Source organism: Klebsiella scottii (genome assembly GCF_036561945.1).
In the GTDB taxonomy this organism is placed as follows: Bacteria; Pseudomonadota; Gammaproteobacteria; order Enterobacterales; family Enterobacteriaceae; genus Klebsiella; species Klebsiella scottii.
Genome location: NZ_JARXNI010000019.1, coordinates 28,110 through 45,690 on the forward strand (window position 1 = coordinate 28,110; position 17,581 = coordinate 45,690).

17 protein-coding genes are annotated in these 17,581 nt (G+C 56.4%); 11 read left to right on the forward strand and 6 right to left on the reverse strand.

What is annotated here, in order from left to right; all coding sequences use genetic code 11:
* Nucleotides 1–4 precede the first annotated feature (4 nt).
* Nucleotides 5–1,972 (forward strand): p-hydroxybenzoic acid efflux pump subunit AaeB, encoded by a 1,968-nt coding sequence (gene aaeB, locus QFI97_RS03860; RefSeq protein ID WP_095099997.1) that lies wholly within the window; start codon nt 5–7, stop codon nt 1,970–1,972.
* A 155-nt stretch (nt 1,973–2,127) separates the two neighbouring features.
* Nucleotides 2,128–2,403, forward strand: a complete 276-nt coding sequence (locus QFI97_RS03865) for a barstar family protein (RefSeq protein ID WP_095099994.1) — start codon at nt 2,128–2,130, stop codon at nt 2,401–2,403.
* A gap of 49 nt (nt 2,404–2,452) precedes the next feature.
* Here the strand turns inward: QFI97_RS03865 and yhcN-B are convergent, their stop codons facing one another.
* The 3 genes from yhcN-B to argR form a co-directional block, all read right to left on the reverse strand.
* Nucleotides 2,453–2,719, reverse strand: coding sequence for a DUF1471 family stress response protein YhcN-B (gene yhcN-B, locus QFI97_RS03870; protein ID WP_095100131.1), 267 nt, complete (start codon nt 2,717–2,719; stop codon nt 2,453–2,455).
* A 104-nt stretch (nt 2,720–2,823) separates the two neighbouring features.
* Complete coding sequence (gene yhcN, locus QFI97_RS03875) at nt 2,824–3,087, reverse strand: peroxide/acid stress response protein YhcN (protein WP_095099991.1); 264 nt, start codon at nt 3,085–3,087, stop codon at nt 2,824–2,826.
* Between the two features lie 353 nt (nt 3,088–3,440).
* Nucleotides 3,441–3,911 (reverse strand): transcriptional regulator ArgR, encoded by a 471-nt coding sequence (gene argR, locus QFI97_RS03880; protein ID WP_041147448.1) that lies wholly within the window; start codon nt 3,909–3,911, stop codon nt 3,441–3,443.
* Nucleotides 3,912–4,326: 415 nt separating this feature from the next.
* Here argR and mdh point away from each other — a divergent pair, with 415 nt between their 5' ends.
* The 6 genes from mdh (at nt 4,327) to QFI97_RS03910 (ending at nt 11,912) form a co-directional block, all read left to right on the forward strand.
* A complete protein-coding gene (gene mdh, locus QFI97_RS03885; RefSeq protein WP_095099988.1) occupies nt 4,327–5,265 on the forward strand; it encodes a malate dehydrogenase in 939 nt (312 codons plus the stop codon).
* Nucleotides 5,266–5,512: 247 nt separating this feature from the next.
* Entirely contained in the window at nt 5,513–6,412 is a 900-nt protein-coding gene (locus QFI97_RS03890) for a helix-turn-helix domain-containing protein (RefSeq protein ID WP_065907145.1), read from the forward strand.
* Complete coding sequence (locus tag QFI97_RS03895; protein ID WP_346430603.1) at nt 6,409–7,842, forward strand: L-fucose/L-arabinose isomerase family protein; 1,434 nt, start codon at nt 6,409–6,411, stop codon at nt 7,840–7,842. Before QFI97_RS03890 ends, QFI97_RS03895 begins: the two co-directional genes overlap by 4 nt.
* A gap of 18 nt (nt 7,843–7,860) precedes the next feature.
* A complete protein-coding gene (locus QFI97_RS03900) occupies nt 7,861–9,261 on the forward strand; it encodes a sugar isomerase (RefSeq protein ID WP_346430604.1) in 1,401 nt (466 codons plus the stop codon).
* Nucleotides 9,262–9,431: 170 nt separating this feature from the next.
* Nucleotides 9,432–10,880 (forward strand): sugar porter family MFS transporter, encoded by a 1,449-nt coding sequence (locus QFI97_RS03905; RefSeq protein ID WP_095099978.1) that lies wholly within the window; start codon nt 9,432–9,434, stop codon nt 10,878–10,880.
* Nucleotides 10,881–10,889: 9 nt separating this feature from the next.
* Complete coding sequence (locus tag QFI97_RS03910) at nt 10,890–11,912, forward strand: alcohol dehydrogenase catalytic domain-containing protein (protein ID WP_346430605.1); 1,023 nt, start codon at nt 10,890–10,892, stop codon at nt 11,910–11,912.
* A gap of 47 nt (nt 11,913–11,959) precedes the next feature.
* Here the strand turns inward: QFI97_RS03910 and degS are convergent, their stop codons facing one another.
* The 3 genes from degS to zapG all read right to left on the reverse strand — a co-directional run bounded on the left by degS (nt 11,960) and on the right by zapG (nt 15,101).
* Nucleotides 11,960–13,018 carry an outer membrane-stress sensor serine endopeptidase DegS gene (gene degS, locus QFI97_RS03915; RefSeq protein ID WP_095099972.1) on the reverse strand — a complete coding sequence of 353 codons (1,059 nt, stop codon included), beginning with the start codon at nt 13,016–13,018 and terminating at the stop codon, nt 11,960–11,962.
* Between the two features lie 141 nt (nt 13,019–13,159).
* Complete coding sequence (gene degQ, locus QFI97_RS03920) at nt 13,160–14,527, reverse strand: serine endoprotease DegQ (RefSeq protein ID WP_095099969.1); 1,368 nt, start codon at nt 14,525–14,527, stop codon at nt 13,160–13,162.
* A gap of 175 nt (nt 14,528–14,702) precedes the next feature.
* On the reverse strand, nt 14,703–15,101 hold the full coding sequence (gene zapG / locus QFI97_RS03925; protein ID WP_095099966.1) for a Z-ring associated protein ZapG: 399 nt from the start codon (nt 15,099–15,101) through the stop codon (nt 14,703–14,705).
* Between the two features lie 190 nt (nt 15,102–15,291).
* Here zapG and zapE point away from each other — a divergent pair, with 190 nt between their 5' ends.
* The 3 genes from zapE to rpsI all read left to right on the forward strand — a co-directional run bounded on the left by zapE (nt 15,292) and on the right by rpsI (nt 17,544).
* The gene (zapE, locus tag QFI97_RS03930) at nt 15,292–16,419 is read left to right on the forward strand and encodes a cell division protein ZapE (protein WP_346430606.1); all 1,128 of its coding nucleotides are present in this window, start codon (nt 15,292–15,294) and stop codon (nt 16,417–16,419) included.
* 288 nt (nt 16,420–16,707) lie between these two features.
* Entirely contained in the window at nt 16,708–17,136 is a 429-nt protein-coding gene (gene rplM / locus QFI97_RS03935; protein WP_004868222.1) for a 50S ribosomal protein L13, read from the forward strand.
* A 15-nt stretch (nt 17,137–17,151) separates the two neighbouring features.
* Complete coding sequence (rpsI, locus tag QFI97_RS03940) at nt 17,152–17,544, forward strand: 30S ribosomal protein S9 (protein ID WP_000829815.1); 393 nt, start codon at nt 17,152–17,154, stop codon at nt 17,542–17,544.
* Nucleotides 17,545–17,581: the final 37 nt, after the last annotated feature.

The following is a 17,581-nucleotide window of genomic DNA, read 5'->3' on the forward strand; positions in this document are numbered from 1 at the left end:
CGTCATGGGGATCTTCACTATTGCCCCCCGGCATCTCCGTTTCGCCGTTAAGCTCGCCTGCGCAGTGGTGCTGGCGCTCTTTGTTGGCTTCCACTTTCAGCTGGAAACCCCGCGCTGGGCGGTGCTGACGGCGGCGATCGTTGCCGCGGGTCCGGCATTCGCGGCCGGAGGGGAGCCCTATTCGGGCGCCATCCGCTATCGTGGGATGCTGCGTATTGTCGGTACCTTTATCGGCTGTATTGCGGCGCTGGCCATTATCATCCTGATGATTCGCGCCCCGCTGCTGATGATGCTGGTGTGCTGCCTGTGGGCCGGATTCTGCACCTGGATCTCTTCTCTGGTGCGGGTTGAAAACTCCTACGCCTGGGGGCTGGCGGGCTATACCGCGCTGATCATTGTTATCACCATTCATACCGATCCGATGCTGGCGCCGCAGTTTGCCGTCGAGCGCTGCAGCGAGATTGTGGTCGGTATTGTCAGCGCCATTGTGGCGGACCTGCTGTTTTCGCCGCGGTCGATCAAAAAAGAGATCGACCTGGAGCTGGATAACCTGCTGGTTGAACACTATCGCCTGATGCAGCTCTGCGTGGCGCATGGCGACAGCGAAATCGTGGATAAAGCCTGGGGAGCATTGGTACGCCGGACCAGCGCGCTGGAAGGTATGCGCGGAAACCTGATTATGGAATCCTCGCGCTGGGCGAAGGTCAACCAGCGCCTGAAGGCGATTAATACCCTCTCCCTGACGCTGATTACCCAGGCCTGCGAGACCTACTTAATCCAGAATTCACGCCCGGAAATGGTGACGGATGATTACCGCGAGCTTTTCGCCGAGCCGGTTGAGAACGTGCAGGATGTACATCGACAGCTGAAGAGAATGCGCCGTTTTCTGACCTGGAAAGGGGAGCATAATACGCCGGTAACGATCTATAGCTGGGTCGGGGCCGCCACGCGCTATCTGTTGTTAAAAAGGGGCGTTGTCGGCAATACCAAAATTAGCCGTATTGAAGATGAAGTGCTGCAGGGCGAAGTGGTGATGAAAGCCGAGTCGGCCGAGCGCCATCATGCGATGGTGAACTTCTGGCGCACCTCCATTTCGTGCATTCTCGGCACGCTGTTCTGGCTCTGGACCGGCTGGACCTCCGGCAGCGGGGCAATGGTGATGATCGCGGTGGTCACGGCGCTGGCGATGCGCCTGCCGAACCCGCGCATGGTGGCACTGGACTTCCTCTACGGGATGCTGGCGGCTCTACCGCTGGGGGCGTTTTTCTTCCTCGTGATTATGCCCGCGACCCAGCAAAGCATGCTGCTGCTGTGTATTAGCCTGGCGGTGATGGCATTCTTCATTGGGATTGAAGTACAGAAGCGGCGGCTGGGATCGATGGGGGCGCTGGCCGGCACCATCAATATCCTGGTGCTGGATAACCCGATGCAGTTCCAGTTCAGCCAGTTCCTTGACAGCGCGTTAGGTCAGATAGTTGGCTGTTTCCTCGCGCTGATGGTTATCCTGCTGGTGCGAGATAATTCGCGGGCGCGCACCGGGCGCGTTCTGCTCAATCAGTTTGTCTCGGCAGCGGTCTCATCGCTGACCACCAATACCGCCAGGCGCAAAGAGAACCATCTGCCGGCCCTCTATCAACAGCTCTTCTTATTGTTGAACAAGTTCCCGGACGATATTGCCCGTTTCCGCTTAGCGCTGACGCTGATTATTGCCCATCAGCGCCTGCGGGATGCGCCGGTGCCGGTTAATGACGATCTGTCGGCATACCATCGCCAGCTGCGTCGTACTGCGGATCACGTAATCTCCGCAGGCAATGATGACAAGCGTCGGCGCTATTTCTCCCGCCTGCTCGACGAGCTGGATATTTATCAGGAGAAGCTGCGGCTCTGGGAAGCGTCGCCGCAGGTGACGGAGCCGGTCCGACGGCTGGTGGAGATGCTGCGCAAGTATCAGCATGTGCTGACGAATAGCTAAAGACCAAAACCGACGCCTGAAGCGTCGGTTTTTTTATCGCTATACTTACTCATCAACGGGACCCCTTCGATTCAGAAATATAAGGATGGCAAAGCGACCGTCCGGCGGTATGGTATTTAGCGGGGAATGGCGGCGGGTTTAAGCGGGGGCGGGCGATGACGGTCTACACGTTTGATTTCGATGATATAGCGGAACAGCAGGATTTCTATCGTGAGTTTTCCCGCGTCTTTGAGCTGAGCCGGGAGAGGGTAAACAACCTGGACTCGCTCTGGGAAGTGACCACCGGCGGCCTGCTGCCGCTGCCGTTAGAGATTGAGTTTATTCATTTGAGCGATAAGCAGCGTCGGCGCTTTGGCGCTTTGATTTTGCTGTTTGATGAAGCGGAAGAAGAGCTGGAAGGGGAATTACGTTTTAATGCCAGACAGGCATAAAAAAGCCCCCGACGGGCGGGGGCAAGTCGTCGGATAAGACGACGAGGGTTTATTTGTACAACTCAGCCGTAGCGTGCCAGGTATCGCCGGTACGGGCTTCAATAATACGGTAGCTGCTGGCGCCTTCTTTAGCGGCCTTAGCCGCCAGTTCCTGGCGCATATCCATCGGCGCGCTGCCTACCTGCGAGACAGAAACGGTGCCCATAGACTGTAGGTTTTGAGCCTGTTCGGCGTTGACCTGCTGTACGGCGGCGCTTGCGCCGAAAGAGAGTACGGAGGCCAGGCCCAGGGATGCGATGATCATTGCAGTTTTCATAATTTTTACTCCAACCATGTTGATTGCAGCGGCGGGAGGTTTGTTATGTACCTGGGCCGCTGGAGATATTCTGTATTCAGTGAATAACCGATAAGCGTTAAAACTTATTTATAAAGTTCTGCCGTCGCGTGCCAGTGGTCGCCGGTGCGCGCTTCGATGATGCGATAGGAAGAAGCTCCTTCCTCCTGCGCTTTTTTGTTCAGCATTTCATGCATATCCATCGGGGAAGCACTTACCGCGCCGACGGAAACGGTGCCGATTGGCTGACGGCTTTGAGCCTGATCGCTGTTGATTGAATCAGCGGCGAAAGCGCCAAAAGAGAGTACGGACAGGATACTGAGTGCAGCTACGGTTGTTTTGATTTTCATGATGTTCACCTCGTCGAATCTTATTACTGAGAGCTCTTTGTTTCGTGACCCTCATCACAAAATCAAGTATACACTAATCACCAAAAATATTAATACCGTGCTAATTGTTTTGCGTGTAAATAATTACATAGAAATGTCTTTTTTATAACGTATAAGAATTAGAAATGTCATTTATTAGCCACGGGTTCCCGCTATTTCTAATAAAATCATAAGGATGGATGTATTTGATATTTTGTGCGTTTTCGGCCCTTTCATTCAGTAAAGGAATGTATAGGAGTGAAAAACCACACTAAATGTTAAAGAAATGCTGCATTTTTTGAAGGGCCCTCCGGCGTCAGCCAGAGGGAGAGGGCTTAGAGTTCTTGTTCAAACAGGACCAGAATCGCGTCGTGCAGATCTTTGACGGTAAATCCTCTGGCCGGGGTGGTAAAGATGGTGTCATCACCCGCGATACTGCCAAGGATGCCTTCCGCTTTACCCAGGGAGTCGAGAAGACGCGCGATGAGCTGCGCTGCGCCTGGGCTGGTATGGATAACCACGACGGCATCGTTATAGTCGATGTCCAGGACCAGGTTTTTCAGCGGGCTGGAGGTTGTCGGAACGCCAAGCTCGGCAGGCAGACAGTAGACCATTTCCATTTTGGCATTACGGGTTCGTACCGCGCCAAATTTTGTGAGCATGCGAGAAACTTTCGATTGGTTGATATTATCGAAACCTTCTTCCTGCAGCGCCTGGACGATTTCACCTTGAGAGCTGAATTTTTCTTCTTTAAGCAGCAGTTTAAATGCTTTAACCAGTTCTTCTTGTTTTGCCGAACTTCGCATAAGTCACCCAGATTATGGTGGTAAAAACAACATCATTATGCATAATCATGAATTTTTATGCAAATAATCCGCAAGGGGATAAAGTAAATAATGTTATGAAGGGGGCATATTTTAGCAAATAACCCTGATAAGGAACATGCCTTCATCACAGCGCGTAAATAGCTGTAAAAGTAAATTAAATGTTATGAGATTGGTGTTGTTTTGCCGAACAGGCTGGGTGTATTGTAACCACTAGTCGGTCCGGTACTACGTTTTGCTGGATGGCCAGTCTCAGGGATGAAAATGCGAAGCGGATGCATCGCTGCGCACCAGAACGCATTCTTCAACCATACTTATTGTAATTGTTCATCTTGTGAATTAAGGTCCAGGCGACGGAGTAACGAAAGACGATATTAACCATAATAAGGAGTTTAGGATGAAAGTTGCAGTCCTCGGCGCCGCTGGTGGAATAGGCCAGGCGCTTGCCCTACTACTTAAGACCCAACTGCCTTCAGGTTCAGAACTCTCGTTGTACGACATCGCTCCGGTAACTCCGGGCGTGGCGGTTGATCTTAGCCATATCCCTACCGATGTAAAAATCAAAGGTTTCTCCGGTGAAGACGCGACCCCGGCGCTCGAAGGCGCTGATGTGGTGCTGATTTCCGCTGGCGTTGCGCGTAAGCCAGGCATGGATCGCTCCGATTTATTTAACGTTAACGCCGGTATCGTGAAAAATCTGGTTCAGCAGATTGCCAAAACCAGCCCGCAGGCCTGCATCGGTATTATTACCAACCCGGTGAACACAACGGTGGCTATTGCGGCGGAAGTGCTGAAAAAAGCCGGCGTTTACGATAAGAACAAGCTGTTTGGCGTGACCACGCTGGACATTATCCGCTCTAATACCTTTGTCGCTGAGCTGAAAGGTAAATCCTCATCCGATGTCGAAGTGCCGGTTATTGGCGGCCACTCGGGCGTCACTATTCTGCCATTACTGTCACAGATTGCTGGCGTAAGCTTCAGCGAACAAGAGGTGGCAGACCTCACTAAACGCATTCAAAACGCCGGCACTGAAGTCGTTGAAGCTAAAGCCGGTGGCGGATCGGCAACGCTCTCTATGGGTCAGGCGGCAGCCCGTTTTGGCCTCTCCCTGGTCCGCGCGATGCAGGGTGAGAAGGGCGTGGTGGAATGCGCCTATGTTGAAGGCGATGGTCAGTACGCTCGCTTCTTCTCACAGCCGCTGCTGTTAGGCAAAAATGGTGTGGAAGAGCGCCATTCGATAGGCACGCTCAGCGCCTTTGAACAGCAGGCGCTGGAAGGCATGCTCGATACGCTGAAGAAAGATATCGCCCTGGGCGAAGATTTCGTTAATAAGTGATCGTTCTGATTTGCGAATGATGTAAACGAGCGGGCAGCCTTGCCCGCTCGCTGTTTTTAAAGCCTCCGCCGTTTCGCCCCGCTGTTGATTGTTATCAAAATGTGATCGCCTCTGCAACTTCGGCAATCCCTTCCTGATTCTTGATTTTTTGGTCACGCCCCGCCCGAATTTCCACCCGGCTCTTAAGGCGGCCCGGCTTTTGGCTGGCTTATATTGATTCCACCTTGCCGCCATCACCGGGAAAAACATGACCTCCTTAATGCTCAAGCGCAGTGATTACTTCACTAGTGCCGCCCATCCGGTGGCGGTGGAGCACCGCTGCCCGCAGGATATCTTTCCTCTGCATCGCCATGATTTTGACGAAATCGTTATTGTCTGGCGCGGGAACGGATTACACATCTGGAACGGACTGCCGTACCGCATTACCTACGGTGACGTGCTGTATGTGACCCAGCAGGATAGCCATTACTATCAGTCGGTCGATAACCTCGAGCTGGGCAACATTCTGTTTTGCCGCGACCGCCTGCGCCTGGGCACCGACTGGCACAATCTGCTGCCCGGCACGGAAACCCACCAGCAAAGCCGTAGCTGGCGATTAACCCGGGAGTCGCTGGCGTTGATCCGCCAGCACGTTGAGCGTCTGGCCGGCGAGTGCGGCAGGCGGGACCCCGTTTCTTTACGCCTGAGCGAGTCGATATTTCTCGAACTGGTGCTTCTGCTGATGCGCCACCGCTACGCGCCGGACAAGCTGGCCTCTCACGCCCGCCAGGATATCGATCTGGTCATCGCCAGCCTCGGCTCGCGGCTGAATGAGAAATTTGAGCTGGAATCCCTCTGCGCGCAGCATCAGCTCTCTCCGCGTTCGGTGCGCGACGCCTTCAAACAGATAACCGGTATGACCATCAGCCGCTACCAGATGCAGCGCCGCCTGTGCCGCGCCATAACGCTGCTCGGCACCAGCGAACTCTCCATTGCAGAAGTGGCGGCGGTGAGCGGCTTTAGCGACAGCAACTACTTCTCGGTCATCTTTCAGAAAAGCTTTAACCAGTCCCCCAGCCACTGTCGACGAGCGCTTCAGGCGCGGGGGCTGGGACGCGGACATTTTCCTTTCTCAGACGATTTATCCTCATCAGGAGACAACCTATGAACGCACCCGCCACGCTTAATACCGCGCTGTTTGGTATCGGGCTCAACACCTACTGGCCGCAGTTCAGCGGCCTCGAACAGCGCCTGCTGGGCTATCTGCAGGAGATTGAAGAGCAGCTCTCTGCGCCGTCGCTGACTGTGCTGAACGGCGGGCTGGTGGATTCGCTGGAGAAAAGCGATGCGCTGGCCCTGCGCCTCAGGCAGTTTTCGCCGGACGTCATCGTGATCGCCATCAGCACCTATGCCCTGAGCTCCACGGTGCTGCCGCTGGTGCAGCAGTTCAGCGTGCCGGTGCTGATCCTTGCCCTCCAGCCGGAGCGCACGTTGCCGTACAGCGTGATTCGCGATCTGCCCGATCGCGGGGCGCGCACCGGCGAGTGGCTGGCGCATTGCCAGGCGTGCAGCGCGCCGGAGCTGGCGAACGTCTTTAATCGCGCCGGGATTAGCTGGGAAATGATCGTCGGAGCTTTGCACAACGATCCCCACGTCTGGCGGGAAACCCGCGCCTGGCTGACGGCGCTGACTCTGAAAAAGCAGCTGGCGCAGACGCAGATTGGCGTGCTCGGCCATTACTACAACGGCATGTACGACGTCTATTCCAACATGACGAACCTCTCGGCGAAGCTGGGCGTTCGCTTCCAGCCGCTGGAGATGTGCGAGCTGCTGAGCTGGCGCGAGCAGGTTTCCGACAGGCAAATAGAAGAGAAGCGGCGGGAAATAAGGGAAAAGCTGGTCATCGATGACAGCTGTGATGAGCAGGAACTGCTGCGGGCAACGCACACCGCCGTCGCCCTCGACGACCTGGTCCGGGAAAACAAACTGCACGCGCTGGCGTACTACTACGAAGGCACGCCGGGCAGCGCCCATGAAAATATCGTCACCTCGCTGATTCTGGGCAATACGCTGCTTACCGGTCGGGATATTCCGGTCGCCGGAGAGTACGAAGTTAAAAACGTTATCGCGATGAAAATTCTCTCTTTACTCGGGGCCGGAGGCTCATTTGCCGAACCTTACGGCATTGATTTCGATGATGACGTCGTGCTGTGGGGGCATGACGGCCCGGCTCATCCGGCGATGGCCGAGGGTGAAGTGCGCCTCGTGCCTTTGCCGGTTTATCACGGTAAGCCCGGCAAAGGGATCTCGATCCAGATGAGCGTACGCAACGGGCCGGTCACCTTCCTGTCGGTGGTGGAGGACGTTAACAACCGGGTGATTTTGCAGTACGCCGAAGGAGAATCACTGGCGGGAGAAGTGCTGGATATCGGCAATACCAACAGTCGCTACCGCTTCGCCTGCGGCGCCCGGGCCTTCACCGAAAGCTGGTCGCGCGGCGGGGCGGCTCATCACTGCGCCATCGGTATCGGGCACCACGGTGCGACGCTTGAAAAGCTTGCCAGCCTGCTCGGCGTGACGGCTACCCGGATTGTATAACCGCAAAGGAGAACCTTTATGAGTGCAAAAATTGGTATTTTCGCCATCGGCCTTGAAGCGTACTGGTCGCAGTTTTCGGGCATGAAAGAGCGGCTGATGGAGCATCATCAGCGGCTGCTGGAGAAATTCTCGCCGCGCGACGTCGTTGCCGCAGGCATGGTGGACAATCCGGCAAGGGCGCGGGAGGCGGGGCTGCGCTTTCAGGCGGAAGACGTGGATATTATTTTCTGCCACCTGACAACCTACGCCTCGTCCGAGTCCCTGCTGCCGGTAGTGCGCGCGCTGGGCAACGTGACGCTGGTGCTGCTGAACGTGCAGTCGGTTCCCGCGCTGGATCTGGACCAAACGCAGACGATAGACGACTGGCTGGGCAAAGGCTGTACCTGCGCCGGGCTGCCCGAAATGACCGCCGTGCTGCGCCGTTTCGAGCATCCTTTTGCGGTGGTTTCCGGCTACCTTGAAGGAGATACCATCCTTGATGAGAAGATTAGCCAGTGGTGCGACGCGGCCAACGCCTGCCGTCGCCTGAAGTCGGGGAACATCGGCATTCTTGGCCGTCCGTATCCGGGGATGATGGATCTCAACGTCGATGAGACGCAGATTTTCCGCACCTTCGGCAGCTACGTGAAGCATCTGAACTGGGAAGATATCGCAGCCAATATCGCCCACGGCTTTAACCAGGACGACATCGAGCGGGCGGGCCGGGAAGTGAAAGAGGTTTTCCGTCTGCCGGAGGATCTGGATGAGCAGCATCTGACCTCAATGATTGAGGTCTATCTGGCCACCCGCAGGCTGGTTGATGAGCACCGGCTGATTGCGCTGTCGAACCACTTCGAGGTGCAGCCCAGCGGCTATATGCACCAGATTATCTCCGCGTCGAATCCGGTCTTCTCCATGCTGACCCGGCAAGGGATCGCCTGCCCGGTTGAGGCCGACGTCAAAACGGCGATCGCGCTGACGCTGATGAAATCCCTGGCCGGCAGCGCAACGCTGACCGAGCTGTATTCGATGGATTTCAATCAGGATCTTTGCATCGTCGGGCACAGCGGGGCAGGCGATCCGGACATCGCCGATGAAAAATCCCTGCTCAAAATGAGCTCCGTCTTCCACGGCAAGCCGGGTAGCGGTTTTCTGACCCAGTTTACCCCGGCCACCGGGCCGGTAACCCTGGCTTCCGTTACTCAGGGGGCCGACGGTCAGTACATGCTGGTGCTGGCCGAGGGCGAGCTTGTGGAAGGCAAAACGCTGCAGCTTGGGGATACGAACGCCCTGTTCCGCTTCCGCAAAGGGCTGCGCGCTTTTGTGGATGACTGGTCCGCCTGCGGCCCGACCCATCACTGCGCGATGGGACGGGGATACCACGCCCAGGCGTTTCATAAACTTGGGCAGCTGTTGAAGATCCCTGTCCACGAGGTGTGATCTTCAGGCGCACGATCGTCCTGATCCAATTGCTGTCGCGCGCCGTACGACCTGTGGGAAGCCCGCTTTCTCCCATTTAATCCTTACTTTTTTGTGATACCCGCTATCGCCTGGCCTCCCTTTGCCGAAATTTGGCCCGGGGAGCCTGACTATTCTCTTGTGAGGTTAATATGAACACGTTATCGACCCCTCCCACGGCCGTCGCCCACGGCAGACGCTACAGCTTTCTGGTCGCCATCGGGGCAAGCATCGGCGGCCTGCTGTACGGCTACGACACGGGCATTATTGCCAGCGCCTTGCTCTTTCTGCGCGAGGATTTCGCCATCGCGGACAACGCCTTTATGCAGTCGGTGGTCACCTCCGCCACGCTTCTCGGCGCGATATTTGGCGCGCTGCTGACCGGCCCGCTCTCGGATCGTCTGGGTCGGCGCAGAACCGTCATCGTCATCTCAATACTGTTTGCTTTATTCGCTCTCGGCTGCGCTTTAGCGACCTCCCTCAATATGCTGATTGTCATGCGTTTTTTGCTTGGTCTGGGCGTCGGAGGCTCCTCGCAAATTGTTCCTATGTATATCGCCGAGCTGGCGCCTGCCCATCGGCGGGGCGCTCAGGGCGTGCTGTTCCAGATGATGATCTGCGTCGGCACGCTGCTGGCCTACGCCGTGGGCTATCTGCTTGGTCCATCCGGGGCCTGGGAGTGGATGCTCGGGCTGGCGGTTATCCCGGCGGTGATTTTTATCGTGATGATGCTGTATCTGCCGGAAAGCCCGCGCTGGCTGGTGGGCAAGCAGCAGGCTAAACGGGCGGAGGAAATCCTCGTCCGCGTAGGGCGCACCGGGCACGAAGCCGCTCAGGAAGTAAAGGAGATAGAGCGGCTGCATCAGGACCAGCAGTCGAGCTGGAGAGAACTGTTCCAGCCCTGGGTGCGGCCCGCGCTGGTCGCCGGTCTGGGCATCGCTATTTTCTCTCAGGCTACCGGCATCAGCGCCATCATCTATTACGCCCCTTCCTTGCTGGTGATGGCGCAGTTTGGCAAGTCGGTGGCGATCCTCGGCTCCGTCGGGATCGGCGTGGTGCTCACGGTATTCACCCTGTTAGGGATTTGGCTGCTGGACGTGCTCGGGCGGCGGCGCCTGATGCTGATTGGCCTGCCCGGCGCGGTGGTGGTGCTGGCGGTGATGTCGATGCTGCTGCCCTGGTCCGCCCACGCGCAGGAGCTGCTGAGCGACGGCCATAAAATTATCGTGCTGGCCTGCCTGCTGGGATATTTCGCCTTCAACGGCGGCAGCCTGTCGGTTGTGACCTGGCTGTACTGCGCCGAAATCTTCCCCCTTGGCGTGCGGGGAAAAGGCACAGCTTTGTGTTCGTTTGCGCTGTGGGTCGTCAATTTCCTCGTCACCCTGCTGCTCTATTTCACGGCGGATGCGCTTGGCATCGGCCTGGTGTTCGGCGCGCTGGCGGTGGTCAATGCGCTCGCCTGGGTCTTTGTGTGGCGCTACGCCCCGGAGACGCGGGGGAGAACGCTGGAGGATATCGAACAGAGCCTGCTTAACGGGCAGTTCAATTCGCGCAATGCCGCTTCTTCGGGCGTTTTGCTCAATAAAATCAACTCAGACTGAGAGGTCGTTATGGAATTAAAAACGGAGATTCCGGACAGCCAGCGCGCGCTGTTCCTGATGGCGAAAGAAACCCTTGAGCTACGGACTACCGCCGTGCCGCAGCCGCAGGCCGGGGAAGTGCTGCTGAAAATCGGCTCGGTCGGCGTGTGCGGTTCAGATAAGCATTTTTACTTCGACGGGCGCTGCGGCAGCGAAATGATTACCGCGCCGATGATTATGGGACACGAGTTTGGCGGTGCGATTGTGGCGGTGGGGCAGGGAATTTCGCCGCACCGCGTCGGGCAGCGCGTATCGGTGGATCCGCTGGTACCCTGCGGCCGCTGCCGGCACTGTGTGCAGGGCAATTATAATATCTGTCCGACGCAGAAGTTTTTCGGCGTGCCGGGCACCTACGGCGCCATGCAGCAGTATTTGTGCGTCCCTTCAGGCAACGCGCACGCTATCAGCGACGCCATTAGCGACGGCGCGGCGGCGATGGTCGAAACGATTTCAGTCGCTCTGGCAGGGGCGCAAAAAGGACGGATTGGCCTGGGTTCCCGGGTGTTAGTTACCGGCGGCGGCCCGGTGGGGTTATTCGCCGTTCAGGTTGCTAAAACGCTGGGCGCCACGGAAGTGGTGCTGGTTGAGCCTCAGGAGGGGCGGCGCAAAATTGCCCATGAGCTGGGGGCTGAAACGCTGAGCACTCTGGCCGATAACGACAGGCAGTACGACGTGCTGCTGGAATGCACGGGCGTACAGTCCGTGCGCCACGACGCCTGTCTGAGCGTACTTTCCGGCGGGCGGGCAATCATAATCGGCGTGGGTGAACAGGTGGGCGGCTTTCCCATGTCGGCAGTGATAGAACGTGAAGTCACCATTCATGGGGTTATGCGCTATAAATTCACCTGGCCTGCGGTTATCGCGGCGCTGGAGGAGCAGAGGCTGAACGCCGATATTTTGATAAGCAGACGTTTGCCGCTGGCGCGCGCCCAGGAAGCATGGACGCTCCCGATGACGAATGAAATTAAGACGATGATCGACGTTAACGCCTGATTGACGTTAACGTCAGTATCAAAAGCTAAAGCCCGGCCTGTCGGGCTTTAGTTGGTTGCCGGGTATTCCTGCACGGCGATATGCAGCGTGATTTTCTTATCTTCGCGCATGATCACCACCGGAATTTCTGAACCCGGACGGATCTCAGCAACCTGATCCATAGTTTCGAGGGCGGAAACCGCGGGCTTGTCATTTACCGAGATGATCACGTCGTTAGCGCGGATCCCGGCCTGAGCCGCAGGACCGTCCGGCGCAACGTCGTTAACCACGATCCCCTGCAGCTGATCGATCCCGCCGCCCTGCGCGTGTAACGGCGCGATCTCACGGCCGCTAATGCCGATGTAGCCGCGGATCACGCGGCCGTCGCGGATCAGCTTATCCATGATCTTCGTTGCCAGCTGGAAGGGGATCGCAAAACCGATCCCTTCCGGCGTTTCGCCATCGTTGCTTTTATCAAATGACAGCGTGTTAATGCCCATCAGTTCGCCCAGCGAATTGACCAGCGCGCCGCCGGAGTTACCGTGGTTGATAGAGGCATCGGTTTGCAGGAAGTTTTGTCGACCCGTCGGGTTAAGGCCGATACGACCGGTGGCGCTGATAATCCCCTGGGTAATGGTTTGCCCGAGGTTATAAGGGTTACCAATCGCCAGAACCACATCGCCAATATGCGGCACGCGTTTCGGATTAATCGGGATAACCGGCAGACCGCCGTTGGCGTTGATTTTTAATACCGCCAGATCGGTGAGGGTATCCGAACCGACCAGCAGGGCTTCAAAGACGCGGCCGTCCTGCAGCGCGATGATGATCTGGTCAGCGTCGTTAATGACGTGCTTATTGGTCAGAATATACCCGCGCTGGTCCATGATGACGCCGGAACCAAGAGTCAGCTGATTGTGGCTGGTGCCGTTGAGGGCGCGGTTATAGACGTTGACCACCGCAGGCGCAGCCCGGCGGACGGCAGGATTATAGCTGACGGGCGATTCATCCGCGCTATCGTACTGGGTCGTCGTCGTCAGATGCCATTGACGCAGCGAGGGCATCGCGGCCAGCAGCAGACCCCCGACGATCAAACCAATGAGTACTGAACGTAAAAGCTTTCCAGGCATGATGCAGGTATCGTTGATTAATGGACAGGCGCAGCATAGCACGACTTACAGGCGTCGTCTTTCACGTTACCGGTGCGCAGGCTGCGTCCCGTCGCCCGATATTCCGGACATCGCGGCGATCGCGATGTCCGGATCTGAGCATTAGCGCAGCAGGAGATAAATGCTTTCGTTACCGCGCATCACGTTAAGTGCGATGACCGCCGGTTTACTCTCCAGCACCTTGCGCAGCTCGGCGATAGAGCTAATGCGCTCGCGGTTAAGGCCGATGATAATATCGTCTTTATGCAGGCCGACCTGTGCCGCCGGGCTGGCTTTATCGACGTTATCAACAACCACGCCTTTGGTGCCGTCCTTCATCTGGCCATCGCTCAGCGATGCGCCCTGCAGGGCGGGGATGATCAGCTCGGCGCTGGCGCTGGAAGAGGTACTCTTATCCAGCGTGACGTCAACATTCAATGGCTTACCGTCGCGCAGAAGCCCCAGCTTCACTTTCGTTCCCGGCTCGGTGGTGGCGATACGCGACCGCAGTTCGGCAAAGCTGTTGAGCGGCTTGTCGTTCATGCTGACAATCACGTCCCCGGATTTAATCCCCGCTTTAGCTGAACCGGAGTTCGGCAACACCTCGCTGACGAAAGCGCCGCGCTGAACGTCGATATTCATCGCCTTGGCGATATCGGCGCTCATTTCAGTACCTTTAATTCCCAGCAGGCCGCGTTTGATTTCGCCAAACTGAATCAGCTGCTGAGCGAGTGTTTTCGCCATGTTGCTGGGAATGGCGAAGCCGATGCCGACGCTGCCGCCGCCCGGCGCCAGAATCGCCGTATTGATACCAATAAGTTCGCCATTCAGGTTCAGCAGCGCGCCGCCGGAGTTACCGCGGTTAATAGAGGCATCGGTCTGGATGAAGTTCTCCAGCCCTTCCAGGTTCAGGCCGCTGCGGCCGAGGGCGGAGATAATGCCTGAGGTGGCGGTCTGCCCGAGACCGAAGGGGTTGCCGACGGCGACGGCAAAATCACCCACGCGCAGCTTATCGGAATCGGCGATAGCGATTTGCGTCAGATGGGTCGGTTTTAGCAGCTGCAGCAGGGCGATATCGCTTTGATCATCGCTGCCGACCAGCTTCGCATCAAACTCGCGGCCATCGTTTAGCTGAACGCTTATCTTTTGTGCTTGGCTGATGACGTGATTATTCGTCAGCACATAGCCTTTTTCCGCGTCGATGATAACGCCAGAGCCAAGACCCTCAAAAGGCTGAGCCTGCTCCTGCGGCGCATTGTCGCCAAAGTATTTTTTCAGCTCTTCCGGCATGTTTTGCGCAGGGGAGGCGGTGCCTTCAACCTGGACGCTTACCACCGCAGGCAGCACTTTTTCCAGCATCGGCGCAAGGCTCGGTAGCGCCCCCTGGCCCGGTACCTGCGTGGGGATCGACGCCGTAGCCGTAGGTAAAACGGACAACGATAACCCTATGCTTAACGCTAACGCACTCAACAGCAAAGTCTGTTTCTTCATTAGATGCTGGCTCTCGTAACCTGAGGTGTGTGGAAAATCGTCCCGAATGGCCTGATGTTATTGAATTTTCGACCAGGTAACAACGTGGTCAATGTTTTAAATTGTAGCTGGGATGTAGGGGGGAAGACGGGCGCAAAGAGTGCGCCCGGAAAATATTTTTACGCTAACCTTAGGATTAGTCGCGTTTTGCACCGCCGCGCAGCAGGCCGGATGCGCCTTCAGAATAGTCGCGCGGCATCTGGACCGGCGCCTGATCGTTACCGGCTTCTGATTCCGCCAGGCGGTTGCGGAACGGATTGGCCTCCGCCATGGTATCCGGCAGCAGGTTGCTGGAGCTTTTTGCCATATGCTGGTACAGCTGGCGATAGTCATCGGCCATGTTATCCAGCAGTTCAGCGCTGCGAGCAAAATGGCTGACCAGCTCTTCACGATACTCTTCAAGCTCTGTTTTATTCTTTTCGAGTTCGAACTGCAGCGCCTGTTGTTGACGTAATTTGCGGTTGCCAAAACGCATGGCGACGGCACCGATGATGATACCGACAACTAGCCCAATTAGCGCATATTCCCAGGTCATGTACATCTCCCGTTGTTTTGTGGTTCCGTAGGGTGGCTATGAGGCTCTCCGCCTGCGCCCGATAGTGCCACTATAACCGCTAATTCCACAGAAGTGGAATCCTGGCGTATCATCGCGTAGTGTAGAACGGCCTTTTTTTCGACAATCGTGAGCTTTGACGTTACGATTTTCAAGGAATAACAATTAGATCATGCAAAGCCTGTCCCCAACATCGCGTTACCTTTTAGCTCTTAAAGAGGGCTCTCATCAGCCCGACGACGTCCAGCAAGAAGCGGTAAGCCGCCTCGATACTATCTATCATGAACTGCAGGCAAAACCCGCGCCGACGCCGCAAAGCGGCGGCCTGCGGGCGAAATTAGGCAAACTGCTTGGCAAGCGTGAGCCTGCGCCTGAAACGGGCTCCGCCCGCGGCCTGTACATGTGGGGTGGCGTGGGGCGCGGTAAAACCTGGCTGATGGACCTCTTTTATCAGAGCCTGCCCGGCGAGCGTAAGCAGCGCCTGCACTTTCACCGCTTTATGCTGCGCGTTCATGAAGAGCTGATTGCGCTGCAGGGGCACAGCGACCCGCTGGAGATCCTTGCCGACCGCTTTAAGGCGGAAACCGATGTGCTGTGCTTTGATGAGTTTTTTGTTTCAGACATTACCGATGCCATGCTGTTGGGCGGGTTAATGAAGGCGCTGTTTGCGCGCGGCATCACGCTGGTGGCGACCTCGAATATTCCTCCGGACGATCTGTACCGTAACGGCCTGCAGCGCGCCCGTTTCCTGCCGGCTATCGAGGCGATCAAGCAGCATTGCGATATCATGAACGTCGATGCGGGCATTGATTACCGTTTACGTACGCTCACTCAGGCCCACCTCTGGCTATCGCCGCTCAACGCTCAGACCCAGCAGCAGATGGATAAGCTGTGGCTGGCGCTGGCCGGCGCTAAGCGCGAGCAGATGCCTACGCTGGAGATTAACCACCGCTCCCTGCCCACGCTCGGCGTGGAGAACCAGACCCTGGCGGCGTCGTTCACTACGCTATGCGTAGATGCGAGGAGCCAGCATGACTACATTGCGCTGTCTCGCCTGTTTCATACCGTTATGCTCTTTGATGTTCCGGTTATGACGACGCAGCTGGAGAGCGAGGCGCGGCGTTTCATTGCGCTGGTTGATGAATTCTACGAGCGCCACGTTAAGCTGGCGGTCAGCGCGGCGGTGCCGCTGCACGAAATCTACCAGGGAGAACGCCTGAAATTTGAGTTCCAGCGCTGCCTGTCACGCCTGCAGGAAATGCAGAGCGAGGAGTATTTAAAGCGCCCTCATATGCCGTAACGCGCCTTTCTCCCTCTCCCGGCGGGAGAGGGTTGACGTGGATGCGCCAGGGCGCGCTCCGGTCGCGAAAAAACCAGGCCAAATCACATAAAGGGGTCGATCTTTACTCGTGACTTCTCTATAATCTTGCGACCCCACGTTACGAGAAGGTTTTTTTCCCAAAACTTTCTATGTGCCGGCATAGGCTATTCGAAGGGGTAGGTTTGCTGGACAATGTCGTGTGAACCTCAACTGACTAAACGTTTGGGTGTTCACCAACGTGTAACTTATTATTTGGGTAAGCTTTTAATGAAAACTTTTACAGCTAAACCAGAAACCGTAAAACGCGACTGGTATGTTGTTGACGCGACCGGTAAAACTCTGGGCCGTCTGGCTTCTGAACTGGCTCGTCGCCTGCGCGGTAAGCATAAAGCGGAATACACTCCGCACGTAGATACTGGTGATTACATCATCGTTCTGAACGCAGAAAAAGTTGCTGTAACCGGCAACAAGCGCGAAGACAAAATGTATTACCACCACACCGGCCACATCGGTGGTATCAAAGAAGCGACCTTTGAAGAGATGATTGCCCGCCGTCCTGAGCGTGTGATTGAAATCGCGGTTAAAGGCATGCTGCCAAAAGGCCCGCTGGGTCGTGCTATGTACCGTAAACTGAAAGTTTACGCGGGTAACGAGCACAACCACGCGGCACAGCAACCGCAAGTTCTTGACATCTAATCGGGATTATAGGCAATGGCTGAAAATCAATACTACGGCACTGGTCGCCGCAAAAGTTCCGCAGCTCGCGTTTTCATCAAACCGGGCAACGGCAAAATCGTTATCAACCAACGTTCTCTGGAACAGTACTTCGGTCGTGAAACTGCCCGCATGGTAGTTCGTCAGCCGCTGGAACTGGTCGACATGGTTGAGAAACTGGATCTGTACATCACCGTTAAAGGTGGTGGTATCTCTGGTCAGGCTGGTGCGATCCGTCACGGTATCACCCGCGCTCTGATGGAGTATGATGAGTCCCTGCGTGGCGAACTGCGTAAAGCTGGTTTCGTTACTCGTGATGCTCGTCAGGTTGAACGTAAGAAAGTCGGTCTGCGTAAAGCACGTCGTCGTCCTCAGTTCTCCAAACGTTAATTGTTTTCTGCTCACGCAGAACAATTTGCGAAAAAAC